General features: G+C 68.7%; 20 protein-coding genes and 1 other RNA gene. 13 read left to right on the top strand and 8 right to left on the bottom strand.

Annotation, left to right across the window (positions count from 1 at the left end; all coding sequences use genetic code 11):
• Positions 1-34: 34 nt before the first annotated feature.
• Positions 35-634 carry an LPXTG cell wall anchor domain-containing protein gene (locus KCH48_RS33380; RefSeq protein ID WP_210580153.1) on the top strand — a complete coding sequence of 200 codons (600 nt, stop codon included), beginning with the start codon at positions 35-37 and terminating at the stop codon, positions 632-634.
• 115 nt (positions 635-749) lie between these two features.
• On the opposite strand, the gene KCH48_RS33375 is transcribed toward KCH48_RS33380, so the two are convergent.
• Positions 750-941, bottom strand: coding sequence for a hypothetical protein (locus KCH48_RS33375; protein WP_210580151.1), 192 nt, complete (start codon positions 939-941; stop codon positions 750-752).
• A gap of 293 nt (positions 942-1,234) precedes the next feature.
• On the opposite strand from KCH48_RS33375, the gene ftsE reads away from it, so the two are divergent.
• The 7 genes from ftsE to dacB all read left to right on the top strand — a co-directional run bounded on the left by ftsE (position 1,235) and on the right by dacB (position 7,923).
• Entirely contained in the window at positions 1,235-1,924 is a 690-nt protein-coding gene (gene ftsE, locus KCH48_RS33370; RefSeq protein WP_004000799.1) for a cell division ATP-binding protein FtsE, read from the top strand.
• Positions 1,925-1,963: 39 nt separating this feature from the next.
• Positions 1,964-2,881, top strand: coding sequence for a permease-like cell division protein FtsX (ftsX, locus tag KCH48_RS33365; RefSeq protein ID WP_210580143.1), 918 nt, complete (start codon positions 1,964-1,966; stop codon positions 2,879-2,881).
• 67 nt (positions 2,882-2,948) lie between these two features.
• On the top strand, positions 2,949-4,121 hold the full coding sequence (locus tag KCH48_RS33360) for a S41 family peptidase (RefSeq protein ID WP_210580140.1): 1,173 nt from the start codon (positions 2,949-2,951) through the stop codon (positions 4,119-4,121).
• A 58-nt stretch (positions 4,122-4,179) separates the two neighbouring features.
• Positions 4,180-4,725, top strand: a complete 546-nt coding sequence (gene smpB / locus KCH48_RS33355; protein ID WP_246886265.1) for an SsrA-binding protein SmpB — start codon at positions 4,180-4,182, stop codon at positions 4,723-4,725.
• A gap of 92 nt (positions 4,726-4,817) precedes the next feature.
• Positions 4,818-5,205: a transfer-messenger RNA gene (ssrA, locus tag KCH48_RS33350) on the top strand.
• 103 nt (positions 5,206-5,308) lie between these two features.
• Entirely contained in the window at positions 5,309-6,292 is a 984-nt protein-coding gene (locus KCH48_RS33345; RefSeq protein WP_210580117.1) for a PHB depolymerase family esterase, read from the top strand.
• Positions 6,293-6,336: 44 nt separating this feature from the next.
• A complete protein-coding gene (dacB, locus tag KCH48_RS33340) occupies positions 6,337-7,923 on the top strand; it encodes a D-alanyl-D-alanine carboxypeptidase/D-alanyl-D-alanine-endopeptidase (protein ID WP_210580115.1) in 1,587 nt (528 codons plus the stop codon).
• Positions 7,924-7,947: 24 nt separating this feature from the next.
• On the opposite strand, the gene KCH48_RS33335 is transcribed toward dacB, so the two are convergent.
• The 7 genes from KCH48_RS33335 to KCH48_RS33305 form a co-directional block, all read right to left on the bottom strand.
• Positions 7,948-10,854, bottom strand: a complete 2,907-nt coding sequence (locus tag KCH48_RS33335; protein WP_210580107.1) for a glycoside hydrolase family 3 protein — start codon at positions 10,852-10,854, stop codon at positions 7,948-7,950.
• A gap of 39 nt (positions 10,855-10,893) precedes the next feature.
• Positions 10,894-11,904 (bottom strand): LacI family DNA-binding transcriptional regulator, encoded by a 1,011-nt coding sequence (locus tag KCH48_RS33330; protein WP_210580105.1) that lies wholly within the window; start codon positions 11,902-11,904, stop codon positions 10,894-10,896.
• The gene (gene yicI, locus KCH48_RS33325; protein ID WP_210580103.1) at positions 11,904-14,153 is read right to left on the bottom strand and encodes an alpha-xylosidase; all 2,250 of its coding nucleotides are present in this window, start codon (positions 14,151-14,153) and stop codon (positions 11,904-11,906) included. Before yicI ends, KCH48_RS33330 begins: the two co-directional genes overlap by 1 nt.
• Before the next feature lie 11 nt (positions 14,154-14,164).
• Positions 14,165-14,989 carry a carbohydrate ABC transporter permease gene (locus tag KCH48_RS33320; protein ID WP_210580101.1) on the bottom strand — a complete coding sequence of 275 codons (825 nt, stop codon included), beginning with the start codon at positions 14,987-14,989 and terminating at the stop codon, positions 14,165-14,167.
• Positions 14,986-15,936, bottom strand: coding sequence for a carbohydrate ABC transporter permease (locus KCH48_RS33315; protein ID WP_210580099.1), 951 nt, complete (start codon positions 15,934-15,936; stop codon positions 14,986-14,988). The genes KCH48_RS33320 and KCH48_RS33315 overlap by 4 nt, the downstream gene beginning before the upstream one ends.
• Positions 15,933-17,228 carry an ABC transporter substrate-binding protein gene (locus KCH48_RS33310; protein ID WP_210580097.1) on the bottom strand — a complete coding sequence of 432 codons (1,296 nt, stop codon included), beginning with the start codon at positions 17,226-17,228 and terminating at the stop codon, positions 15,933-15,935. The genes KCH48_RS33315 and KCH48_RS33310 overlap by 4 nt, the downstream gene beginning before the upstream one ends.
• A gap of 121 nt (positions 17,229-17,349) precedes the next feature.
• The gene (locus KCH48_RS33305) at positions 17,350-18,585 is read right to left on the bottom strand and encodes an MFS transporter (RefSeq protein WP_210580095.1); all 1,236 of its coding nucleotides are present in this window, start codon (positions 18,583-18,585) and stop codon (positions 17,350-17,352) included.
• A gap of 83 nt (positions 18,586-18,668) precedes the next feature.
• Here KCH48_RS33305 and KCH48_RS33300 point away from each other — a divergent pair, with 83 nt between their 5' ends.
• The 5 genes from KCH48_RS33300 to KCH48_RS33280 all read left to right on the top strand — a co-directional run bounded on the left by KCH48_RS33300 (position 18,669) and on the right by KCH48_RS33280 (position 25,517).
• Positions 18,669-19,634 carry a LysR family transcriptional regulator gene (locus KCH48_RS33300; protein WP_210580093.1) on the top strand — a complete coding sequence of 322 codons (966 nt, stop codon included), beginning with the start codon at positions 18,669-18,671 and terminating at the stop codon, positions 19,632-19,634.
• Between the two features lie 168 nt (positions 19,635-19,802).
• Positions 19,803-21,980: a transglycosylase domain-containing protein gene (locus tag KCH48_RS33295; RefSeq protein ID WP_210580240.1), complete on the top strand. Its 2,178-nt coding sequence runs from the start codon at positions 19,803-19,805 to the stop codon at positions 21,978-21,980.
• A gap of 62 nt (positions 21,981-22,042) precedes the next feature.
• Entirely contained in the window at positions 22,043-23,362 is a 1,320-nt protein-coding gene (locus KCH48_RS33290) for a hypothetical protein (protein ID WP_210580091.1), read from the top strand.
• 132 nt (positions 23,363-23,494) lie between these two features.
• Positions 23,495-24,658 (top strand): amidase domain-containing protein, encoded by a 1,164-nt coding sequence (locus tag KCH48_RS33285; RefSeq protein WP_246886251.1) that lies wholly within the window; start codon positions 23,495-23,497, stop codon positions 24,656-24,658.
• Between the two features lie 250 nt (positions 24,659-24,908).
• Complete coding sequence (locus tag KCH48_RS33280) at positions 24,909-25,517, top strand: hypothetical protein (RefSeq protein ID WP_210580086.1); 609 nt, start codon at positions 24,909-24,911, stop codon at positions 25,515-25,517.
• The last annotated feature ends 256 nt before the right edge of the window (positions 25,518-25,773 follow it).

Here is a 25,773-nt window from a genome sequence, read left to right as displayed (position 1 = left end):
TCAATGACGATCAGCTACTGGGGGTAGCAACCAGATGACCAACAAGACGCGCATCCGCGTCGCGCGCCTCGCAGCCGCGACCGTGATCGCCGCCGGTGCCTCGCTGACCGCCGCGGGCGCCGCTTCGGCTGCGGAGGAGCCCGGGGACGACTGCATCCTCGGCATCCTGTGCGGCGGCGACGAGTCGCCCGCGCCGGAGCCGCCGGTCCCGACGGGCCTGCCGACCGATGGGCCCACCGGCCTTCCGACGGACCCCACGGACCCGACCGAGGAGCCGACCGAGCCGACGGAGGAGCCCGAGCCCACCGAGCCGCCCGCCACCGACGAGCCGTCCGACCCGGGCAACGGGAACGGCAACGGGAATGGCAACGGGAACGCCGGCGGTGGCGGCAACAACGCCGACCCCGACGGTGGCTCCTCGGCGCAGCAGGAGGGCTCGTCCTCCCTCACCGACACCGGCTCTGAGGCCGCCGCGACCGACACCAACGCCCAGGGCAACGGTGACGAGCTCGCCGAGACCGGTGCCGCTCAGACCACGTTCCTGCTGATCGGTGCCGCGACGATGATCGCCGGTGGCATCGGCTTCCGCGTCCTGCCGCGCCTCATGGGCGGCCGTGGCGGTGCGGCTGCCTGACGGTAGCCGCGGGCATACGGAACGTATGCGCTGTGAGTGATGAAGGGCCCGGAGCGGTTCGCTCCGGGCCCTTCACATGCCTTGTGTGTCTTGTGGGGTGCGGGCCGAGGCCGCTCTAGGCGGTCTGGTGCGCCAGCAGTGCCACGGCCGCGATCAGTATCGCCAGCAGGGCGATCAGCGTCATCGGGTTGAGCCCCGCGAAGGGGTTCTCCTGCTGCAGTCGCTGGCGGTTCGCCCGGCAGACCGGGCAGCGGCCCTCGTTCACGGGCGCCGCGCAGTTCGCGCACACCAGCCGGTCGTACGTCATGCGCCTCGCCTCCTCGCCAGCGGTTCCACCCCTAGAACGCCCTCACGTACGAGAACGTTCCCCTCTCCACCATGCCAGGTTCCTCCGGAAGGTGCGCGGGTCGCTCTCAGAGGGGTGGTTGGCCATTATCTCGCGGCTGCGGGTTGTGTGTGGCTTGTCGCGCAGTTCCCCGCGCCCCTTTGGGGCGCTCACAAAACCGCACAAGCCTCGCGCATCCCCTCCCGTGACTGCGCTCATGCTCCCCGTTCGCGTATGGTCACGCTCATCTACCCCCGGCTAACCGTGGTGCATCCGTGATCCGATTCGACAACGTCTCCAAGGTCTACCCCAAGCAGACCCGCCCCGCACTCAGGGATGTGTCCCTGGAAGTGGAGAAGGGCGAGTTCGTGTTCCTGGTGGGGTCCTCCGGCTCCGGAAAGTCCACCTTCCTGCGGCTGATCCTCCGCGAGGAGCGGTGCAGCCACGGTCAGGTGCACGTCCTGGGCAAGGACCTCGCGCGCCTCTCCAACTGGAAGGTGCCGCAGATGCGCCGCCAGTTGGGGACGGTGTTCCAGGACTTCCGCCTCCTGCCCAACAAGACGGTCGCCGAGAACGTGGCCTTCGCGCAGGAAGTGATCGGCAAGTCCCGCGGTGAGATCCGCAAGTCCGTGCCGCAGGTGCTCGACCTGGTCGGCCTGGGTGGCAAAGAGGACCGGATGCCCGGTGAGCTGTCCGGTGGTGAGCAGCAGCGCGTGGCGATCGCGCGGGCCTTCGTCAACCGGCCCAAGCTGCTGATCGCGGACGAACCCACCGGCAACCTCGACCCGCAGACCTCCGTCGGCATCATGAAGCTGCTCGACCGGATCAACCGGACCGGTACGACCGTGGTGATGGCGACGCACGACCAGAACATCGTGGACCAGATGCGCAAGCGCGTCATCGAGCTGGAGAAGGGCCGCCTCGTCCGCGACCAGGCACGCGGCGTCTACGGCTACCAGCACTGACCCGCACCCCCGTCCACGGAAAGGCCTGAAAGAGACGCCATGCGCGCCCAGTTCGTTCTGTCCGAGATCGGTGTCGGTCTCCGCCGCAATCTGACGATGACCTTCGCTGTCATCGTCTCCGTCGCCCTGTCCCTCGCCCTGTTCGGCGGGTCGCTGCTGATGAGCGATCAGGTCAACACGATGAAGGGCTACTGGTACGACAAGGTCAACGTCTCGGTCTTCCTCTGCAACAAGAGCGACGCCGAGTCCGACCCCAACTGCGCCAAGGGCGCGGTCACCAAGGACCAGAAGGACCAGATCCTCGGCGATCTGAAGAAGATGTCCGTGGTCGACACGGTCAACTACGAGTCGCAGGACGCGGCGTACAAGCACTACAAGGAGCAGTTCGGCGACTCCCCGCTGGCCAGCTCGCTCACGCCGGACCAGATGCAGGAGTCGTACCGGATCAAGCTGAAGGACCCGGAGAAGTACCAGGTCATCGCGACCGCCTTCGACGGGCGGGACGGCGTGCAGTCCGTGCAGGACCAGAAGGGGATCCTGGACAACCTCTTCGGGCTGCTCAACGGCATGAACTGGGCGGCGCGGGCCGTGATGGCGCTGATGCTGGTCGTCGCGCTGATGCTGATCGTCAACACCGTGCGCGTCTCGGCGTTCAGCCGGCGCCGCGAGACCGGCATCATGCGGCTCGTCGGCGCCTCCGGCTTCTACATCCAGGCGCCGTTCATCATGGAGGCCGCCGTCGCCGGGCTGATCGGCGGCGGGGTCGCGTGCGGGTTCCTGGTGGTCGCGCGGTACTTCATCATCGACCACGGCCTCGCCCTGTCCGAGAAGCTGAATCTGATCAACTTCATCGGCTGGGACGCCGTCCTGACGAAGCTGCCGCTCATCCTCGCGACAAGCCTGCTGATGCCCGCGTTGGCCGCGTTCTTCGCGCTGCGCAAGTACCTGAAGGTGTGACGCACGCCAAGAGGGCCGTACGGTCAACCGGCCGTGCGGCCCTTCGCGTTGTCCTAGACTCACCGGCATGTCAGGCCGTGACCTGTTCTGTCAGCCCCGCCGCTTCGGCCGCGGGGCCGCCCTGACATTGGTGTTCGCGAGTGTGCTGGTCGCCGGTGCCGCGACCGGCTCCCTGCCCGGACCCGACCGGAAGACCACGCAGGGCACGCCCCGTTCGACCGCCTCCGCCGCCCGGCCCCAGCAGGAGGTCACCGAGGCCGCCGCCGAGGCGATGGCCGTCGGCAAGTCCCCGATGGAGGCAGCCGAACGAGCGGTGAGCCGCAGCGGCGACCGCTGGGACGCCGTCTACTCCCCGGGCGAGTTCGAGGAGTTCGAGGAGTCCCTCGACGGCGAGTACACCGGCGTCGGGCTGTGGACGCGCGGCGAGCGGGACGGCCGTATCGAGGTGACCAAGGTGAGCGCCGGGTCGCCCGCGGCCACCGCCGGGATCCGTGCCGGTGACCGGCTGCGCTCCGTCGACGGCGCGCGCGTCGAGGGGCGGCCCGTCACCGAGGTGGTCTCCTTACTGCGCGGTGACGCGACCGACGCCGCCGCCGGTACGACCGTCCGGCTCGGCCTGGAACGCGGCACGCACGCGTGGAGCCTCACTCTGCGCCGGGCCCGGCTGTCCACGGACTCGGTCACCGTCCGGAATCTCGCCGACCGGGTCACCGTCATCACCATCGACGCGTTCACCAAGGGCTCGGGCGACGTGGTCCGCGACGCCGTACGGCAGGCCCCCGCCGGCGCCGGGATCGTCCTCGACCTGCGCGGCAACTCCGGCGGATTCGTCACCGAGGCCGTCACCGCCGCCTCCGCCTTCCTCGACGGCGGCCTCGTCGCCACGTACGACGTCGACGGCACCGAGCACGCCCTGCACGCCGAGGCCGGCGGCGACACCACCAGACCCCTGGTCGCGCTCGTCGACGGCGGCACGATGAGCGCGGCCGAGCTGCTCACCGGCGCCCTCCAGGACCGCGGTCGCGCGGTCGTCGTGGGCTCCCGCACCTTCGGCAAGGGGTCCGTGCAGATGCCGACCCGGCTGCCCGACGGCTCCGTCGCCGAGCTGACCGTCGGGCACTACCGCACGCCGTCCGGCCGCGGCGTAGACGGCAAGGGCATCACGCCCGACCTCGAGGCCGACACCGGGGCGCTGAAGCAGGCGGAGACGGTGCTGAGCGGGCTCGGGGACGCTTCGTAATCGCCTTTCCCTCGGACCCCCTTGTAGTGCGAAAATGGCCAGCACTATGAGCAAGGGAATGTACGTACCCAAGGAGTCCCAGCCCAAGCAGGGCGGCACCGCCGCCGCGAAGGCCAGGGACGGCGAGAAGGGCGGCAAGCGCAAGATCGTCGCCCAGAACAAGAAGGCCCGCCACGACTACGCGATCATCGACACCTTCGAGGCCGGTCTCGTCCTCATGGGGACCGAGGTCAAGTCGCTGCGTGAGGGGCGGACGTCGCTGACCGACGGCTTCGTCCAGATCGACCAGGGCGAGGCGTGGCTGCACAACGCCCACATCCCCGAGTATCACCAGGGCAGCTGGACCAACCACTCCGCGCGCCGCAAGCGCAAGCTCCTGCTGCACCGCGAGGAGATCGACAAGCTGGAGGCGAAGTCCCAGGAGACGGGTCACACCATCGTGCCCCTCGCCCTGTACTTCAAGGACGGCCGGGCGAAGGCCGAGATCGCCCTCGCGCGAGGCAAGAAGGAGTACGACAAGCGCCAGACCCTGCGGGAGAAGCAGGACCGGCGGGAGTCGGAGCGGGCGATCGCGGCGGTGAAGCGACGGCAGCGGAGCGCCTGACGGGGCGGGAATACGGTGGCATCGACGTGCGTTGGTCACGTACGATGGGCACAGCCCCGCTGGTAACGGGGCGCACCTTGAAAAATCAACATGGGGATGATCGGTTTCGACAGCGGCTGTCGAAGCAGGGGAAGCGTGTCGAGGAAGCGGCAATGATCTCGTAAACCATATGTCGCAACCAATAATCGCCAATACCAAGAGCGATTCCCGCGCCTTCGCCCTCGCTGCCTAATAAGCAGTGAGTGAAGGCCCATAAAGGGTGTCAGCCCGGGAGTGTTCCCGGCCCGGATCCTGGCATAATCTAGGGAACTAAACCATCGAGCCCGGTCACGGGGTTCGATGGGAAATCAAACAGTGACTGGGCCCGTCGGCGACTTGTTCGCGTGATCGCCGGGGCCGAGAAAATCGCAGCGAACTGCACACGGAGAAGCCCTGATTCTGCACCGTTGGACGCGGGTTCGATTCCCGCCATCTCCACGATTCCCATGTACACGAGGGCCCGGCGGTCACACATCCGCCGGGCCCTCGTTGTGTTGTCCGGCGACATATCGGCCGGTGGTTCGCGGTTCTACCGTCCCGCTGCATGACACAGACCAGAGCCGCACGTCGTATCACTGTCCTGGCGACCCTGCTGGTCGCCCTTCTCGCCGGTTTGCTGACTCCGGGCAGAGCCGCTGCCGCCTCTCTCCAGGAGGTGACCGGGTTCGGGTCGAATCCGGGTGCGCTGAGGATGTTCCGGTATGTCCCTGACGGGCTGCCCGCCGGGCGGCCGGTCGTCGTCGCGATGCACGGGTGTACGCAGAACGCGTCCGGGTACGGCACCGGCAGCGGGTGGACGCAGCTCGCCGACCGGTGGGGCTTCTCGGTGGTGCTGCCGCAGCAGCAGAGCGCGAACAACGGCTCGTCCTGCTTCAACTGGTTCCAGAGCGGCGACATGGCGCGAGGCCAGGGCGAGGCCGCGTCCGTCGCGCAGATGGTCGACCGGCAGCTCGCCGACATCGGTGGGGACGGCTCGCGGGTGTATGTCACCGGGCTCTCCGCCGGGGGCGCGATGACCGCCGTGATGATGGCGGCGTACCCGGAGAAGTTCAAGGCGGGCGGGATCGTCGCCGGGCTGCCGTACGGCTGCGCGCAGGCCGCCGGATCGCCGTACGTCTGCATGTACGTCGGCGCCACCCAGACCCCGGGCCAGTGGGGCGACCGCGTCCGCGCCGCCCGCCCCGGGTACACCGGGCCCTGGCCCACCCTGGTCGCCTTCCAGGGCACCGCCGACTACACCGTGAAGCCCGTCAACATGACCGACCTGGTGAAGCAGTGGACCGACGTCCATGGGACCGATCAGTCCGCCGACGTCAGCGACACCGTCGCCGGATATCCGCACCAGGTCTTCCGGGACTCGGGCGGGAACACCGCCGTAGAGACCTACAGCATCACCGGCATGGGCCACGGACAGCCCGTCGACCCCGGCAGCGGGGCCGAGCAGTGCGGGAGTGCCGGGGCGTACATCCTCGACGTCGACCTGTGCGCCGCGTACCGGATGGGGCGGGCCTGGGGGCTCGGCGGCTGAGGCGGTCTGTTGCCCGGCTCCGGTATCGGGAATGCTCCCTTGGCATGAGCACACCCGTGAGATGGTCCGGGAGACGTCTCAACTCCCGTAGAAGCGTATGGATCTGGGCCCTGGTGGCGGCGCTCGCCGCCGTCCTGGGGCCCGGCGCGCAGGCCGGTGCGGATTCCGATCGCACCGGACTGCCGGAGGCCGTCGACACCATCCTGGGCGACGCCCGGATGGAGGGCGGGGTGGCGAGTGTCGTGATCGCCGATGCCGTGACCGGTGAGCCGCTGTACCAGCATCTGCCCAGCACCCGGCTGATGCCGGCCTCCAACACCAAGCTGCCCACCTCGGCCGCCGCGATGGAGATCCTCGGCCCCGGGTACCGGTTCACCACGGATGTCCTGGCGGCCGGACGGCGGTCCGGGTCCGTGCTCCGCGGCGATCTGTATCTGCGCGGCACCGGCGACCCGACCCTGCTCGCCGCCGACTACGACCGCCTCGCCGCCCAGGTCGCCGCGGCCGGGGTCAAGCGCGTCGACGGACGGCTGATCGCCGACGACACCCGGTTCGACGCCCAGCGGCTCGGCCGTTCCTGGGCCGCCGACGACGAGTCCTCGTACTACTCCGCGCAGATCAGCGCGCTGAGCGTGGCGCCGGACACCGACTACGACACCGGGAGCGTGATCGTCACGGTGACGCCGGGTGCGAAGGCCGGAGACGAGCCCGTCGTCGCCGTCACACCCGACACGGACTATGTCGACATCGACGTGCGCGCCACCACCGCCGCCGCCGGGGGCCCGAACGACCTGACCGTCGAGCGGGAGCACGGCACCAACGACATCGTCGTCAGCGGTACGACCCCCGTGGGCGGCTCCGGTGCCAAGGAGTGGATCACCGTGTGGGAGCCCACCGGACACTCCGCCGCCGTCTTCCGGGACGCACTCGCGGATCACGGGGTCAAGGTGGTCGGGCCGACCCGGCTGGGGCGTCAAACACCCGCATCCGCACGCGAGTTGGCCTCGCACGACTCCATGGCCCTCAAGGACCTGCTCGTCCCGTTCATGAAGCTCTCCAACAACATGCACGCCGAGATCCTCACCAAGGCCATGGGGTACGAGGTGTCGAGGCAGGGGAGCTGGAGTGCCGGGCTGGCCGCCGTCAGCGGGTATCTCAAAGGCATCGGCGTCGACACCGGCAAGGTCCGCCAGGTCGACGGGTCGGGGCTGTCGCGGATGGACAACTTCCCCGCGGCCCAGCTCGCCGAGCTCCTCCTCGCCGTACGTGCCGAGCCCTGGTACGCCGACTGGCTGCGCTCGCTGCCGGTCGCCTGCGACCCCGACCGGTTCGTCGGCGGCACCCTGCGCTCCCGGATGTGCGGAACGGCCGCCGCGCTCAACGCCCGCGCCAAGACGGGGTCGTTGACGGGAGCCTCGGCCCTGTCCGGGTATGTCACGGACGCCGGTGGACGTGAGCTGGTCTTCAGCATCGTCCTCAACAATTATCTGGCGTCCTCCGTGAAGCCGTTGGAGGACGCCATCGTGGTCACGCTCGCGAAGTCGACGGAAGAGGCCGCGACGGCGGTGCAGCCGAAGGCGACCCGGGGCACCGACGTCGAGTGCGCGTGGCGCAAGCCCGCCCGCTGCTGAGGGTGGGCCTGCGCCGGGTGCCCGTCAGCGCAGACTGAACGTCGCCAGGCGCAGGCCCGCTCCCTTCAGCACGAGATACACGTCCGTACGGCCCTTCGCCGCGCGCGCGAGATCGGCGGTCACCGTCTCGTAGTCGTACGGCGAAGGCGTCCCGTCCGTCACCGCCGTACCGACGAGTCGGCCGGTCGGGGAGCCCAGCCTGATCTCGACCGTGCCTGCCGGGCCCGCCACGCGTGCGGTGAACTTGGTTGCGCCCGACCGCAGTTGGGCGTCCCCGAACTTCAGCCACGCCCGGTCGGCCGCCGTGCCTACCGCCGTGCCGCGCGCCTTCGACTCGTCGACGAGACGCGTGCCGTCGTAGTCGTCGAAGTTCTCGGCGCGGGTCGTACGGGACAGATCACGCGCCGGGATGGTCTCGCCGGACACCTGCCATGTCGTACGGGCGCGGATGTCCGCGGAGGAGGCGCCGGCCAGGACGTCGTACGTGCCCTTCTCCACCACCCACTTGGAGCGGGTGACGTCCCAGTGCGCGAGGTCCTTGGGGGTCACCTTCAGCTTGACCGTCTTGGTCTCGCCGGGCTTCAGCGACACCCGCTGGAACGCCTTCAGCTGCTTCAGCGGCTGCTTGTCGCGGGAGACGCGCTGGTGGACGTAGAGCTGGACGACCTCGTCGCCGGCGCGGCGGCCGGTGTTGGTGACGGTCAGGGCGTAGCCGCCGTCGGTCTTCTTCAGGGCGCCGTAGCGGAAGTTCGTGTAGGAGAGGCCGTGGCCGAAGGGGTAGAGGGCCCGGCCCTTGAAGTACTGGTAGGTGCGGTTGGACTTGATGATGTCGTAGTCGAGGATCGACGGGAGGTCCGCCTCGGAGCGGTACCAGGTCTGGGTGAGGCGGCCCGACGGGTTCGCGTCGCCGTACAGGAGGTCGGCCAGCGCGTTGCCCGTCTCCTGGCCCGCGTGGGACGTCCACAGCACGGCCGGGACCTCCTTCTGGAGGGCGCCGAGGGTGGTCGGGTAGCTGTTCTCGACGACCACGACGGTGTTCGGGTTGGCCTTGTGAACGGCCCTGACCAGGGCTTCCTGAGCCGGGGCGAGACCCATGTCGGTGCGGTCGTGGGCCTCGCGGCCGTTGATCGACGGGTTGGAGCCGACCACCACCACCGCCGTGTCCTTGCCCTTCACCGCGGCCACGGCCTCGTCGACGCCGCTGCGGACGACGTCCTTGGTGTAGTGCGCGGCGGCGTCCTTCGCCACCAGGCCGAGTGTGCCGTCATCGCCGATCGGGCCGAGGTAGACCGGGTTGGTCCACCAGGACTCCTCGGTCTCGTAGCCGGCGTAGCGGAGCAGGTACGTGCCGTCGGTCTGCTCCTCCAGCTTGAACTGCTGCTGCACGTACCAACCGTTCGGCTGCGTCTGGTCGTTGACGAAGTTCGACCAGTTGTAGCCGACGTACTTGCCGTTGGCCGCGGAGCGCAGGGTCACCACGCCGCCGCCCCAGTCGAAGACGTCGAACTGTCCGGCCGTACCCGAGGCTTCGGTCTCCTTCAGCGCCTCGCCGTCCGCGTCCGTGCCCGCGGTGATGTACTTCCCCGTCGCCGCGTTCTTCAGCGCGATCCGGTCGACGCCCTCGCTGCCGGCCACCTCGGTGGACAGCTTCGCGGCGATGCCGTCGGCAGGCGTGACCGCGTAGGGGAGGGTGCCGGAATACCAGTCGGTGTAGAGGGTGTCGGCGAGCGGGCCGACGACGGCGACGTCCTTCTCGGACTTCTTCAGGGGCAGAGCCGCGTCGTTCTTCAGCAGCACCGCGCCCTCGGTCGCCGCCTTGCGCGCCAGCTTCTGGTGGGCCGGGCTGTTGATCACCGACTTGTCGATCGAGCCGTACTTGCCGCCGCCCGGGTCGAACTCGCCGAGCCGGACCCGCACGGACAGGATGTGGGACGCGGCCTCGTCGACGTCCGACTCCTCCAACAGGCCCTGCTCCAAGGCCGAGTTGATCGCCGCGATCGTCACGCCCGAGTTCGTGTCGTTGTCCGTGAAGCTGTCGTTGCCGGCCTTGAGCGTCGCCGCGTCGCCCTCCGCGAGGGTCGGGTAGTACTGCTGGGAGCCGGGGATGTTGCCGGGCGCGAAGGCGTCGGTGACGTTCAGGAGGTCGTACGAGGTCCACTTCCGTACGACGTCGTTCAGGTCCGGATTCACCGTGGCCGGGCGGCCGTTGACCAGGTTGTACGAGGACATCACGCCCGTCGCCGCGTTCGCCTCTATCGCCGGTTTGAAGGCGGCCTCGTCGTACTCCTTCGCGACGCGCGGGCGCAGGTCGGAGGAGGTGGTGGTGCGGTTCCATTCGTTGTTGTTCGCGAGGTAGTGCTTGATCGTCGGAGCCGTCTTGAGGTGGTCGGGGTCGCCGCCCGTCAGACCCGTGCCGTACGCCGTCGACAGGGCGCCCGTCAGCTCGGGGTCCTCGCTGTAGCCCTCCTCGTTGCGGCCCCAGCGCGGGTCGCGGAGGAGGTTGACCACGGGGGCCCAGAGGTTGAGGCCCCAGCCGGCCGGGCGTTCCTGCTGGAAGCCGCGGGCCTCGTCGCCGACCGCCGAGCCGACCTGTTCCATCAGGGCCGGGTCCCAGGTCGAGGCCAGTCCGATGGCCTGCGGGAAGACGGTGGTCTCGCCGAGCCAGGCGACGCCGTGCAGGGCCTCGGCGCCGGTGCGGAAGGACTGGATGCCGAGGCGGGGGATGGCGGGCTGGTACTGGTGGAGGAGGGAGATCTTCTCCGCCAGGGTGAGTCTGCCGAGCAGGTCGTCGACGCGCTTCTCGACGGGGAGCGCGGGGTTGCGGAAGGGGTGGGCCGGGTCTTCGGCGTGGGCGGGGACGGTGGCGCCGAGCCCTGCGACCAGGGCCAGCGCCACCACGAGCGTGGATCTGCGTCTTGTCTTGCCTCTCATGCCACGGCTCCTTCACATAGGGCCTTGCACATACGGGGGTCAGGGCGTGTTGCGCGGCGCCGTGCTCGCGCGTTCCGTCATCCGGGGCGGCAGTAGCGTGGCCTCGGGCACCGTCTTGCCGCCGAGCTTGTTCATCAGCAGCTCCACGGCCTGTGCGCCCACCTCGGCGGAGGGCAGGGCGACCGAGGTGACCGGGATGCGGAGGGAGTCGGCGAGTTCGTCGGGGCAGATGGCGGTGACGGACAGATCGGCGGGGACGCGCAGACCGAGCCGGCCGAAGGCGTCGATCAGCGGCTCCAGGATCGCCTCGTTGTGCACGACGACCCCGGTCAACGCGGGCTGCTCGCGCAGCAGTTGCTCGGCGACCGCGCGGGCGGCTGCGGGCGTGGCCTCGCACGGGTGGACGGAGGAGGAGAGCCGGCCCCGGTCGGCGGCGGCGGTGAAGCCCTGGACCACGCGCTGGGCGAACGCGGTCTGGCGGACGTAGACCTCCGGCGGCGACCCGATCAGCGCCACCACTCGGTGGCCGAGCCGCGCCAGATGTTCCACGCATGCTTCGCCGGCGGCCTTGAAGTCGAGGTCGATGCAGGTCAGGCCCTCCGAGGAGGCAGGGAACCCGATCATCACCGACGGCCGGTCCAGTGAGCGCAGCAGCGGCAGCCGGGGATCGTCGAGCTGGACGTCCATGACCACGAGCGCGTCGACGAGCGCCGTGTCGGCGACCCGACGCAGCCCCTCCTCGCCCTCCTCCTGCGTCAGCAGCAGCACGTCATGGTCGTACCGCCGTGCCGTCGTCACAACCGACACCGCGAACTGCATGACGACCGGGACGTGGATGCCGGCCCGTAAAGGCACCACCAGTGCCAGCACGTTGGAGCGGCTGCTGGCCAGCGCCCGGGCGCCCGCGTGCGGGCGGTAGCCCAGTTCGCGGATGGAGGCCTCGACGCGCTGCCGGGTCTCCTCGGAGATCGGGCGCTTGCCGCTGAGCGCGTAGGAGACGGTGCTGGGGGAGACGCCGGCGTGCCGGGCCACGTCAGTGATCTTCACCATCAGCCCAGCTCCACCGTCAGGAAGCCGGTCCCGGCCGGCGCCCGCACCACCCGCTCGCCCGCGGCCAGCGCCCACGGCGCCGAAGGATCACTGCACGACGCCCGCAGCGTGTCCCCTTCGCGTACGACGGTGAAGGACACCTCCCCGACCCGCACCGTCACCTGGGCGCCCCGCTCCAGCCCGTAGGCCCGCAGCGTCACCCCGTCGGCGTGGTCGTAGTCGGGCCGGTCGGCCACCGCGCCGACCGGGATCACCGAACCCGGCCTGACCAGCAGCGGCACGCTCATGAAGCCGTGCTTCTCGCGCACCCAGCGCGGGCCGGTGACCGTCTGCCCGCTGACGAAGTGGGTCCAGGTGCCCTCGGGACAGTAGTAGGTCACCTGTCCCTCGTCGTCGAAGACCGGCGCCACCAGCAGATCCGGCCCGAGCATGTACTGCCGCTCCAGATGCGCGCACCCGGGATCGTCCGGGAACTCCAGCACCATGGCCCGCATGACCGGCGTCCCCTCGGCCTGGGCGGTGCGGGCGGCCTCGTACAGATACGGCATCAGGCTGAGCTTCAGCCGGGTGAAGTGCCGCAGCACGTCCACCGACTCCTCGTCGAACAGCCACGGCACCCGGTAGGACGAGCTGCCGTGCAGTCGGCTGTGCGACGACAGCAGCCCGAACGCCAGCCACCGCTTGAACAGCGACGGCGTCGGCGTGCCCTCGAAGCCGCCGATGTCATGGCTCCAGAACCCGAAGCCCGAGAGCCCCAGCGAGAGCCCGCCGCGCAGTGACTCGGCCATCGACTCGTACGTCGCCTCGCAGTCGCCGCCCCAGTGCACGGGGAACTTCTGGCTGCCCGCCGTCGCCGACCGGGCGAAGACGACCGCCTCCTCCTCACCGCGGTGCTTGCGCAGGACGTCGAAGACCGTGCGGTTGTAGAGGTACGTGTAGTAGTTGTGCATCCGCTCCGGGTCGGAGCCGTCGGACCAGGCCACGTCCACCGGTACCCGCTCGCCGAAGTCCGTCTTGAAGCAGTCCACGCCCTGCGCGAGCAGCGCCTCCAGCTTGGCCGCGTACCAGTCGCGGGCGGCGGGGGAGGTGAAGTCGACCAGGGCCATGCCCGGCTGCCACAGGTCCCACTGCCACACGCTGCCGTCCGGCCGCTTCAGCAGATGCCCCAGCGCCTTGCCCTCCGCGAACAGCGGGGAGCGCTGGGCGATGTACGGGTTGATCCAGACGCTGACGCGCAGGCCCCGCGCGTGCAGCCGGGACAGCATGCCCTGCGGATCAGGGAAGACCCGCGGATCCCACTGGAAGTCGCACCAGTTGAATTCGCGCATCCAGAAGCAGTCGAAGTGGAAGACGGACAGCGGGAGTTCGCGCTCCCGCATGCCCTCGATGAACGACGTCACCGTCTCCTCGTCGTACGACGTCGTGAAGGACGTCGACAGCCACAGCCCGAACGACCAGGCGGGCGGGAGCGCCGGGCGGCCGGTGAGGGCCGTGTACTTGCGGAGGATGTCCTTGGGGGAGGGGCCGTAGATGACGTAGTACGTCAACTGCTGCGTCTCCGCGCTGAACTGGACCCTCGACACGGTCTCCGAGCCCACCTCGAAGGAGACCTTGCCCGGGTGGTCGACGAAGACGCCGTAGCCGGCGTCCGTCAGATAGAACGGGGCGTTCTTGTAGGCCTGTTCGGTGGCCGTGCCGCCGTCGGCGTTCCAGATGTCGACGACCTGGCCGTTCTTGACGAGCGGGCCGAAGCGTTCGCCGAGGCCGTAGACGGAGGTGCCGACCTTGAGGTTCAGCTGTTCCCGCAGGTAGTGCGAGCCTTCCCCGTCCCGCATGATGCCCATGCCCTTGGGGCCGCTGGAGGTGAGGGTGCGGCCGTGGGCGAGGAAGTCGACGTGCCAGGGGCCGGTGCGGGACACCCGGACCGACAGCGCGCCGGAGGTGAGGGTCGCGTTCTCCTCGTCGTACTCCGTGTGGGCGGCGGTCTCCTCCTTCGCGAGGTCGAACTGAGGGCCGCGCGGCTGCTCGCCCTCGAAGTGGGTGAAGGTGAGGCCGATGACGTCGGGCATCGGCGTATGGGCGCTGATCGTCACGACCGGTCCCTTCAGCAGGTCGCCGCGGTGCCGGATGGGCTTGGTCGGCGCGTGGATCTCCAGTGCGCCGTCCGTCGCGGTGACGTCGAGCACCTCGACCGGGTGGGCCGCGGTGACTCCTTCGCGGAGCAGCCAGTAGCCGTCGGTGAACTTCACGTGGGGGTCCCTTACTTCACGGCTCCCACGGCGATGCCGCGGGTGAGCGTTCGCTGGAAGACGAGGAAGAAGACGAGGGCGGGGAGCACGCCGAGGAGGGCGGCCGCGTTGGTCATGGTGGCGTCCATCAGACGCTGGCCCTGGAGGACGCCGAGCGCCACCGACACCGTCTGGTTGTCGTTGGAGATCAGCATGACCAGGGGGAGCAGGAACTCGTTCCAGGTCCAGATGAAGAAGAACACCAGCAGCACGCCGATGGTGGGGCGGCTGACGGGGACGACGATCCGCCACAGGATCTGCCACTTGTTCGCGCCGTCGATCCGGGCGGCCTCGATGATCTCGCGGGGGAACTGGCCGAGGACGGAGGAGAGGAGATAGGTGCCGAACGCCGCCTGGATCACCGTGAACACGATGATCACGCTGAGCCGGGTGTCGTAGAGCCCCGCCTCCTTGCTCAGGTAGTAGATCGGGTAGACCAGCGCCTCCTGCGGCAGCATGTTCGCGAGGACGAAGAAGGCCAGCACCCAGGTGCGGCCCTTGATGCGGCCGATACCGATCGCGTACGCGTTGAGGATCGACAGGATCACCGCGAAGACCGCCACCCCGCCGCTGATGAGCAAGGAGTTGACGAGCTTCTGGGTGTAGTCGACGCGTTCCCAGAAGTCCTTCAGACCGTCCAGGTAGAGGCCGTCGGGGAGGCTCAGCGGGCCGTTCTGGGAGTATTCGGCGGGTGACTTGAACGCGTTGAGCGTGACGATGAGAAACGGCACGATCATGAAGAGGGCGGCGATGCACAGGGCGATCAGCACCGGGTAGCGACGCAGGGCGCTGGTCATGATCCCTCCCTTTCCTCCGCGCGGGTCTGGAGCTTCAGGCCGATCAGCGACAGCAGCAGGATCATCACCGTCAGCACCGTCGAGATCGCGGCGCCATACCCGACCTGCGTCTTCTCGAAGAACGTGGTGAAGGAGAAGTAGGACGGGACGTTGGTGGCGCCACCCGGCCCGCCCTTCGTCAGGACGTACACCGCGCCGAAGACCTTGAGCGCGGCGATCGTGCACCACGTCAGGACGACGTATATCTCCGGGCGGATCTGCGGCAGCGTGATGTGCCAGAACCGGCGCCACCAGCCGGCGCCGTCCAGCTCGGCCGCCTCGTACAGCTGCGGATCGACGCGCTGGAGGCCCGCCATGAAGATGACCAGCGGGAAGCCGAGCTGCACCCAGACCATCACGCCCATCACGCTGTAGAGCGCGATGTCGGGATCGCCGAGCCAGTCCTGCTGCCAGCTCGACAGGCCGATCGCCTTGAGCACTTCGTTGAGGGAGCCGCTGTCCGGGGCGAGGATCCAGCTCCAGACGATGCCCGCGACCGCGATCGGCAGCACCTGCGGCAGGTAGAAGCAGGCGCGCAGGACGGCGACCGTCTTCGATCCGAAGTGCTTGCCGACGTAGTCGAACAGCGCGGCGGCCAGCACCAGTCCGACCGCCGTCGGTACGGCCGCCATGGCGACGACCATGAACAGGCTGTGCCGGAACGACGCCCAGAACTCGGAATCGTCCAGCAGCTCCCGGTAGTTGGCGAGCCCGGACCACTGAGGGGACCCCACGCCCTGCCAGTCGGTGAAGCTCACGCCCGTGTTCATCAGGAACGGGACGATGATCACGGTCAGGAAGGCGAGGACACCGGGCAGCAGGAAGAGGGCGTACGAGTCACGGGGGCGGCGCGGGTGACCGGCGTGGGTCTGTTTGCCGGTCACCCGCCGCTCGACGGTCACCGTCATTGCTGCGGCACGCCCTTGTCGTACGCCTCCTGGAGGGCGTCGAGATAGCCGTCCGGCTGCTCGCTGCCGGTGATCAGCTTCTGGGTCTCGGAGACGAGGACGTCGTAGAAGCCGGGGACCGGCCAGTCGGGGTAGAAGGCCAGGCCGTCGCGCTCGGAGAGGGTGTTGAAGTTGTCGATGAGGGACTTGGACTTCGGGTCGGTGATGGCGCTCGCGTCGGCCGCGACCGGGACGCCGCCCTTGTTGCCGAGCAGGTTCTGGATCTTCTCCGACATGGTGATGTCGATGAAGTCGTAGGCGAGTTCCTTGTTCTTGGCGCCCTTGGGGACCACCCACAGGTTGCCGCCGGAGCCGAGCGTGAGGTTGGAGTCGGGCCACAGGAAGGTGCCCCAGTCGAACTTCGCCTCGTCCACGAAACGGCCGTACCACCAGCTGCCGGAGAACAGGATCGGCGCCTTGCCCTGGATGAAGGAGACCCCGGTCTCCTCGGCCTTCACATTGCTGGACGTCTTGCCGATGTAGCCCTTCTTCACCCAGTCGGCGAAGGTCTCGGCGGCATACGTCCAGGCCGCGTCGTGGAAGTCGGTCTTGCCCTTGTACAGCTCGTACGAGTCCACCCAGGCGCGGTCGGCCTTCGACAGGGCCAGCTGGTACAGGTACTGGTGGGCGATGTACTCGGCGCCGCCGTTGGCGAGCGGGGTCACCTTGTTCTTGACGAACGTGTCCATCGCGGCGGTCAGTTCGGCGAACGTCTTCGGCTCGGGGATCTTGTACTTGGCGAAGAGGTCCTTGTTGTAGAAGACCATCGTGTACTCGGCGTAGTTGGGCACGCCGAACCACTTGCCGGAGCCCATCACGCCGTTCGCGTCGTACACGCTGGTGGTGCGGACGCTCGCGCTGAGCTTCTTGTCCCAGCCGCGCTTGGTGGCCTCCGCGGACAGGTCGGTGAGCAGACCCTGCTTGGACAGCAGGCCCGCGGTCGCGTTGCCCTTGTTGTACTCCATGACGTCGGGGGCGTCGGAGGAGTTGAGGACCATCGGGGCGGTCTTCTGGATCTGCTCGAAGCCCTTCTCCTCGAACTCCACCTTCACGCCCGGATGCTTGGCCTTGAACTCCTTGATCGCCTCGTTCCAGGCCAGTCCCATCGCGCTGTTCGGGGCCTCGTAGTGCCAGAGCTTGAGCGTCTTGCCGTCTCCTGAGGACCCACTGTCGGAGTCTCCGCAAGAGGTCAGGAGCAGTGACCCGGCGAGTATCACCGCCGTCGCCACCACACGCCTTCGTGCCGTCAACATGCCCGTGCCTCCAGGGAAGTCGGAGCCGGATGGATCTGGATGGGTCGCGTTCGTCGAATCGATTCGATGCAGGACGTCGAAGCGCTTCGACGGGCGAAGGTATGTGGGGGCTGTGAGGGCGTCAATGGGCTGGACGCGAATTGGTTCGGCGGAGTGTTCCGGGAAGTGCTCTGGCGAGCGCGATCACCAGCGCCGCCGCCGCGGCGGCCACGGGTATCCAGAAGCCGGCCGTCGCCGAGAGGTGTTCCGTCGTCCAGCCGCCCAGCGCGCTGCCGCACGCGATACCGCCGAGCAGTGCGGTCACCGCGAGCGTCATGCCCTCGTTGAGGCGGCCGTCCGGGGTGTGCCGCTGGATCAGGGTCATGTTGGTGACCATGGTCGGAGCCGTGGCCATACCGGCGACGAGCAGGGCGCCGGCCAGGACGAGGAGCGAGCCGGTGAGGGCCGCGGCGAGCAGGGGGAGGGTCATGAGGGCGGTCATGGCGGCTATGCAGTACGGGTAACGGCGCTCCGCCGGTCCGGTCGGCTTCGTCGCGCCGTACAGCAGGCCGGCCGCGCAGGAACCGGCTGCCTGCAGACCGAGGATCGCGCCCGCCGCCGACTTGTGGCCCTGTGCGTCCGCGAACGCGAGCGTCACGACCTCCATCGAGCCGAAGACCGCGCCCAGGGCGAGACACGCGACGAGGAGCGGGGGCATGCCGGGGGTGCGGAGGGGTGCTTTCGCCGGTTTCCGCCGCTGTACCGGCGGCTCGGTGGCGCGTTGGGCGGTGAACAGCAGCATGCCGGTGAGCAGGAGGACGGCGCCGGTCAGCGTGCCCGCCTCCGGGAAGAACGTGCCGCAGAGGAAGGCCGCGAGGACCGGGCCCAGCATGAAGCACAGCTCGTCCGCGGCCTGTTCGAAGGAGTTCGCGGTGTGCAGGGCGGTGGTGTCGTCTTTGAGGAGGTGGGCCCAGCGGGCGCGGGACATGCCGCCGAGGTTGGGGGTGGTGGCGGTCGCGGCGTACGCGGCGAACAGGGTCCAGTCCGGGGCCTCGTGGCGCACGCACAGCAGCAGCGCGAGGCTCCCCAGCGCGGCGAGGGTGGTGGCGGGTACGGCGACCCGGGCCTGCCCGTGCCGGTCGACGAGCCGGGCGATCCAGGGGGCGGTCACGGCGGTCGCCGCGAGGCCGGTGGCGGTGACGGCGCCGGCGAGGGCGTACGAGCCACGCGAACCGGCGATCATCAGGATCGCGCTCACGCTGAACATGCCCATGGGAAGCCGGGCGACGATGTTCCCGATCGTGAAGGCTCGGGTGCCGGGGAGGGTGAAGAGGTGGCGGTAGGGGCTGGACATGGAACGGCGGTAGCGGCTGGGCATGGAGCAACCGTCGCCCGTATGCGATCAAGGGGTCCAACACCTTCTGCGGGCCGATTCACGCACCTGCGTTGTAAGTTCCCGTCATGCCCGCTCACCTCGACCCCCGCTTACTGCGCGCTTTCCTCACCGTCGCCGAGGAGCTGCACTTCACGCGCGCCGCGGCCCGGCTCTACGTCGCCCAGCAGGCGCTCAGCCGTGATGTACGGCGCCTGGAACGGGAGTTGGGCGCCGAACTGTTCGTACGGACCACGCGCCAGGTGACGCTGACGGCCGACGGTGAGCGGCTGGTGCCGTACGCGCGCCGGGTGCTGGTGGCACAGGAGGCGCTGCTGTCAGCGTTCGGGCAGGCAAGGCCATTGCTGGTGGACCTGAACTCGCCGGGTCTCGTCACCGGCCGCCGGGTGCTGCACCGGGCGCGGGAACTCGCCCCCGAGCAGGAGCTGATGGCCCGCTTCGAGAGCGGGCTGACCGGCGCGGCGGGGGAGCTGATCGCGGGGCGGCTGGACGCGTCGTTCGGGCGGTACGCGGGGCTGGACCCGGCGCTGCGGGCCCAGCTCGACCACCAGCCGGTGCGGTACGAGCCGATGGCGGTCGTTCTGCCCGAGGACCACCGGTTGGCCGGAAATGAGGCAGTGCCACTCGAAGCGCTTGCGGGCGAGACCGTGTACGCGGGCGCCGGAAATCCACGGACACCGGAGTGGACCGATCTTGCCCGCCGGCTGTTCGAGGGGCGCGGTATCCAGGTCGCCGCGCCCGCTCCGCTTGCGGTGGGTGACGAGGAGTTCCAGCGGATCATGGCCAAGATGCGTAACCCGATCCTCGCCGTGGTGGATTTTCCGGCCATGCCTTCGACGGTGGTACGGCCCCTTGTGGACCCTGTTCCCCTCTCGCTCGTCAGTTTGGTGTGGCGAAAGGGGCTGGTGCATCCCGGATTCGACGCACTTCGACGGGCCGCGGCTCAGCTCGCCGCGGAGGAGGGGTGGCTGCGGAGGCCCGTCGGGGGATGGATTCCGGCTATCGATTCGGCCGCCGCGAACGTGTGTGATTGACACGACGTCGCCGATATGTCCCATATAGGAAACTATGGCCTGCTATATAGGCCTTCATGTGTGGAGGGGATGTGAAGGCGACTGGTAAATTGTAGACGGCTAAAGGGGAAGGGGGGCGCTGTGGTGCTGATGGGGCAGGGGGAGGAGCCTCAAGAGCGGGACGTCACCATGCAGTTGGCGGTGCCAAGCTCATTCAAGGCGGACGAGACCGTTCAACTTCGGGTGCCGCAGCAGGTGGACTCATCGAACCGAATACGCGACCACGACGCAGTCGATCAACCGAATCGCCGCAGAAATCGGAACCCTCGCAAGGCCCCCCGGCCGTCCCTCCCTTCCCGCCTGACCGCCGCTCTCCACCTGGCGCCCCTGCTGAGCGTCCTCGCCGCGCTGGTCGCTCGCCTCACGCCCTACGTCCGCCGTATGAGGCCGCAGTACCCCCGCCCCGGACGCACCGGCCTGCGCCGATGGCTGCCCTCCTGGCGGCAGTGGCTCGGCGCCTCGCTCGCCGGAGTGAGCCTCAGCGCCCTCTTCCTCACCGTCGCCTACGCGGCCACCGACATACCGGACAACCTCAACTCGTACGCCACCCAGCAGGACAACGTGTACTTCTGGGCCGACGGGACGCCCATGTCCCGTACCGGCTGGGTGCAGCGGCAGGCGATGCCGCTCGAGGGCATCCCCGAGGACGTCCGGTGGGCGGTCCTCGCCGCGGAGAACGCGAGCTTCTACAGCGACCCCGGTATCTCCTTCAAGGGCATCACGCGTGCCCTCTTCCGCACCCTCGGCCAGGGTGACACCCAGGGTGGCTCGACCATCACCCAGCAGTACGTCAAGAACGTCTACCTGAACCAGGACCAGACGCTCAGCCGCAAGCTCACCGAGGCGATGATGGCCCTCAAGCTCGACAACCGGATGAGCAAGGACCAGATCCTCGAGAGCTACCTCAACACCAGCTGGTTCGGCCGGGGCACGTACGGCATCCAGCGCGCCGCCCAGGCCTACTACGGCAAGGACGTCAGCGACCTCGACGCCGGCGAGGCCGCGTTCCTGGCCGCCCTGCTCAAGGGCGCCGGCCTGTACGACCCGACCCTGAGCAGCGCCAACCGGGCCCGGGCCGTGGAGCGCTGGTCCTGGACCCTCGACCGGATGGTCGACATCGGCAAGCTCTCCAAGGCCGAGCGGGCGACGTACAAGAAGTTCCCCGAGCCGCTGAAGCGCAATCCGCTCTACGACACCGGTGAGCAGAGCGACTACCTGGTCGAACTCGCCTCGCAGTACGCCAAGAAGGCCGCGAAGATCTCCGACAAGGAATTCGACCTCGGCGGCTACCAGATCTACACGACCTTCGACAAGAAAAGGCAGGACCAGCTCACCGACGCCGTCACCAAGGCGCGCAAGGAAGCGCTGAAGGACCACCCGAAGACCGCGAAGACCGCGCACTACGGCGCGGCCTCCGTGGCCGCCGACGGCCGGATCGTCGCCGTCTACGGCGGCCCCGACCACCGTAAACAGGGCTACAACGAGTCCAATGCCACCACCGTCCCGGCCGGTACGGCCTTCACACCGTTCGTCTACGCGGCCGGCCTGGAGCACGGTGTCCGCAAGACCCGCGACGGAGCGGCGACCCCGGTCACCGGGGAGTCCCTTTACAACGGCGACGACGACGTGCCGGTGACCACGCCGGAGGGGCCGTACTGGGACCGCAGTGGCCGCAAGGTGGCCGCCGGCAACGACGGGGACAGGTCCTACGGGCAGATCTCCCTGCACCGGGCGATGGCGCTGTCGGTGAACACGCCGTTCATGCAGCTCGGCATGGACACCGGCCTGGACAAGGTGCGCGCCACCGCCGTGGCCTCGGGCCTGCTGCCCTCCAGCATCGGCGCGCGGGTGCCCGCCCTGTCGATGGGCAGCTCCACGCCCAGCGCCATCCGCATGGCCGGCGGCTACTCCACGTTCGCCGCGGCCGGCAAGCACACCGAGCCGTACTCGGTGCGCCGGATCACCCACAACGGCACCAAAGTCCCCCTGGACCTGCCGAACCCGCGCAGGGCGGTCGGCGCCGACGTGGCGGAGGAGGTGACCGCCTCGCTCACGGACGCCTTCCGCGCCGCCCACCCCGACGACGCCTCCGCCACCGCGCAGGTGGCCGGGAAGACCGGGACGACGCAGAAGGACACCGCCGCCTGGTACGTCGGCACGCACAAGTCCGTCTCCACGGCGGTCGTCGTCTACCGCATCGACCTCGCCAAGAGCCTCGAACCACTGCCCTTGAAGGGCATCGCCGGCACTGCCGACGACAGCGTTCCCTACGGCATCTGGTCCGGTGCCATGAGCCCCCTCGGCTGACCTCCGAGCGCTCCGGCCCGCAGGCCCGCATCACCGCCACCCCCTCGCAGAATGAGCCGCACATGAAGCCGAAGCCGGCAACCGGCCGCCGCCGCAGAGCCCCCGCGTCCCGACACCGGGCAGGGCGACCCGAGGTTTCCGTCCGCGTGGGAGCACTGATGGTGGCGGCCCTGCTCTTCGCCTTGGTGATACCCGTGGCCTACCAGAGCCTGACCGGCTCGGACGGCACCACGCCGACCGCGTCCGCCGAGGACCGGGACGGCTCCGACGCCGGCGACGGACCCTCCAGGCCGCCCGAGGAGCCCGAGTGGGACGGGAAGACGGAGGTGCTCGGCGACGGCTCGACGTCGCACACCGGGCCCCAGAAGGGGACATTCAAGCCTAAGCCTCTCAAAACGGGTGAGAAACCGCCCCAGTTCGTCGTCTTCTCCTGGGACGGTGCCCTGGCGGGCGACGACCAGCTCTTCGCGCACTACCGGGAGCTGGCCGAGAAGTACGACGCCCACATGACGTTCTTCCTCACCGGCATCTACCTGCTGCCCAAGGACAAGGCGAAGCTCTACGCTCCCCCGCAGCACGACGTGGGCGCCGCCGACATCAGCTACCCCACCGACGAGCACGTCGGCACCACGCTGGAGCAGCTCGGCAAGGCGTGGCAGGAGGGGCACGAGATCGGCTCGCACTTCAACGGCCACTTCTGCGGTGTCCGTGGTGGCGGCTACTGGAGCGTCGACGAGTGGAAGAGCGAGATCGACCAGTTCTACTCGTTCCTGCAGAACTGGAAGACCAATACCGGCTACAAGGACATGCCTCCCCTGCCCTTCGACGCCGAGCGCGAGATCACGGGCGGCCGCGCGCCCTGTCTGGAAGGGCAGAAGAACCTGATCAAGGCTGCCAAGAGCTACGGCTGGCGCTATGACGCGAGCTCCGCCGGCGACTTCCAGATATGGCCCACCAAGAAGGACGGCATCTGGGATTTCCCGCTGCAGTTGCTCCCGTACGAGGGCGGCGACTACCAGGGTGTGTCGATGGACTTCAACTTCCTCTACAACCAGTCCGGCGGTGAGACCGAGGGCGACCCGGCGATGTACCCCCAGTGGCAGCAGGAGACCGTCCAGTCGTACATGAACGGATTCAACCGCGTGTACTACGGCAGCCGGGCACCGATGTTCGTCGGCAACCACTTCGAGCAGTGGAACGGCGGGATCTACATGCGGGCCGTCGACGAGGTGGTCAAGAACGTGTGCACGAAGAAGGACGTGCGCTGTGTGTCCTTCCGCGAACTGGCGGACTGGCTCGACGTGCAGAAGCCGGAGACCCTGAAGCAGCTGCGCACCCTGGACCCGGCCCAGGCGCCGGACTGGTCGACCGTCGTGCAGTGATGTTCACCTAACACCCTTGCTTTACAGGCGCACCCCTCTTCACAAGAGCCACACAAGTCATGCAAAGATGCGCTGCTGCCCGGCACTCCGTCCGCCGGGCGTGGAGGGGAACTGACAGTGAAGTCAAGGAAATTGAGCCGTAAGCGGCGCCGCGCCACCGTACTCGCGGCGGCCGCCACCTCGGTCGTCGCCGGAGCGGCGCTGCTGCCCGGCTGGAGCGCGGGCGCCGCGGTCGCCGACGGTCCCACGGTGGACGCCAGGACCAGGGCCACCTTCCAGCGGCTGGCGGACGCGGTCTTCACCGACCGTACGAACGCCCTGGTCGAGGGCGCGCAGGGGCACCGGGAGGAGCCGCTGACCGCGGGCTTCTCCGGGGATGTACGGCTGTCGTCCGGCCTGGCCCGCAGCGAGGACGCCGCGCTGGCCGCACTGGATCAGCGCGGGGACAGGCTTGCGGAGCTGGGCGAGACGTACAGCAAGGGCAGCACGACCGTCACCCTGGACGCCACGAGCGTGAAGGGCCGCAAGGCGAAGGCCGCAGTCACCGAGACCACGACCCTTGCCTACGACGAGGCCCGCGGCGGCGAGCCGAGGACCACCGGGTTCCAGGCCCACCACGAGCTCACGTTCAGCGCCGACCGGCAGGGCGACTGGCGGCTGACCGGAGTCCGCGCGACCGACGCGGGATACCTCGGGGTGAACCAGACGGCCAAGCCGGCCGTCGGGCCCATGGCCGCGAAGGCAGGCAGCACCACACCCTCGGCGCCCAAGGCATCGACCGCATATCCCGGCCCGGCCAACCCGAAGAACTTCACCGCCAGCGGCTTGGACTACGCGGCGATGGCCGCCTACGCGAAGCAGTACTGGTCCAACTACAACCCGGCCTACCCGAACTTCAACGGGCAGGGCGCGGGCGGCGACTGCACCAACTTCGTCAGCCAGGCCCTGAAGGCGGGCGGCTGGAAGCACGTCCCGGGCTATGTGTACGACTACACCAAGTGGTTCGGCAACGCCGAGATCCAGTCGCACTCGTTCATCGGCGTCAATGAATGGTCCTGGTTCGCCCAGAATTCGAAGCGCACGACCAGCCTCGCAAACGTCTACCAGATGGACGTCGGCGATGTGCTCCAGCTCGACTTCGACAAGGACGGCTCGAAGGACCACACCATGATCGTCACGTCCCGCGTTCGGGGCGTGCCGTATCTGACGTATCACTCCACCAACACCTACAGCAGGTCGGTGTCGAGCGTCATCGCGTCGCACCCGAACGCCCTGTACTACGCCTACCGCACCTGATCCGATCGGGCCCAGCCACTCCTGGTGGCTGGGCCCTGACCTGCGGTTACCAATCCGCCGCATGATCAGGTCTGTTCAAGATCTCCACAGTGTGCATATTGTGTGACCAACTGACGGAGATCCGGGGGAGTTTGACCCTCCGTCATGCCTGCCTGTGCGGCGGACCTGAGGGGATCTCCGTCAACGAGCGGTCATTTTTTGCGACTCAAGGGGAGTCGCGGGGGGACCGCGAAAGCTGAATGGAGACCAGGTGCGCAAGCACTTCAAGACCATGGCCGTGTCCTGCGGCGTGATCGTGGCCGTCATGTCGCCCGCGGCACTCGCGATCGCCGACGAGGAGCCCATCGCGGTGAGCGAGGAGGGTGTGCCGGTCGACCCCGCCGACCTGTCCGCCGACCAACTGTCGGCGCTGACCGACGAGCCGGTGGCGGAAGGCTTCGACATGACGGCCGAGGAGGCTGCCGCGGCCGGAATCGACACCGAGGAAACCGGTATTCCGGATGCTTCGGACGGGACGGACGACGTAGCGGCCCCCTCGTACGCGACCAGGTACAAGAACGCGTCGTACAAGCGCGGCAGCGCGCTGATGTGGACGCGCGACACCGTGTACTTCGGTCACAACGGGAGCAAGATCACCTCGTCGAAGGGCTGGCAGTCGAAGGGATACATCTTCCCGAACGTCGCCAAGAACTCCGGCATCTCGCGCTACTACGCCTCCACGGGGACCCACAAGTTCCGGGCGAAGAACACTATCGGGGCCGGTGTCGCCACGCCCTGGGGCGCTGTGACGGTCTACGAGCACGACTTCACGCACTGGTTCTCGGGCAGCAAGTCCGGCGCGTGGAGCTGGCGCCGCTAGTGCCCCAACAGGAAACGTTCGCCCCGTCGCGACGCCCGGCACGCTCCCCCAGCCTTCGGCCGGGGGGACCCCCACTCACCGCACCGGCCGAAAGCCCAAGTACATCCAGTACGAGGGCTTCCGGCCGGCACGCCGAGAGCACGCACCGGACGCCGCTCCTTGACGGGCAAACGTTGCCTGCCGGGGCACTGGGCACGACGTCCTGACACCGCAAGGCGGGTGACGCAACGCCCGCAGCCGATCCGTCACCCGCCTT

The organism is Streptomyces sp. GESEQ-4 (genome assembly GCF_017948455.1).
In the GTDB taxonomy this organism is placed as follows: domain Bacteria; phylum Actinomycetota; class Actinomycetes; order Streptomycetales; family Streptomycetaceae; genus Streptomyces.
The sequence above is the reverse complement of the archived record's forward strand: the minus strand, read 5'-3'. Positions and strand labels throughout refer to the sequence as shown.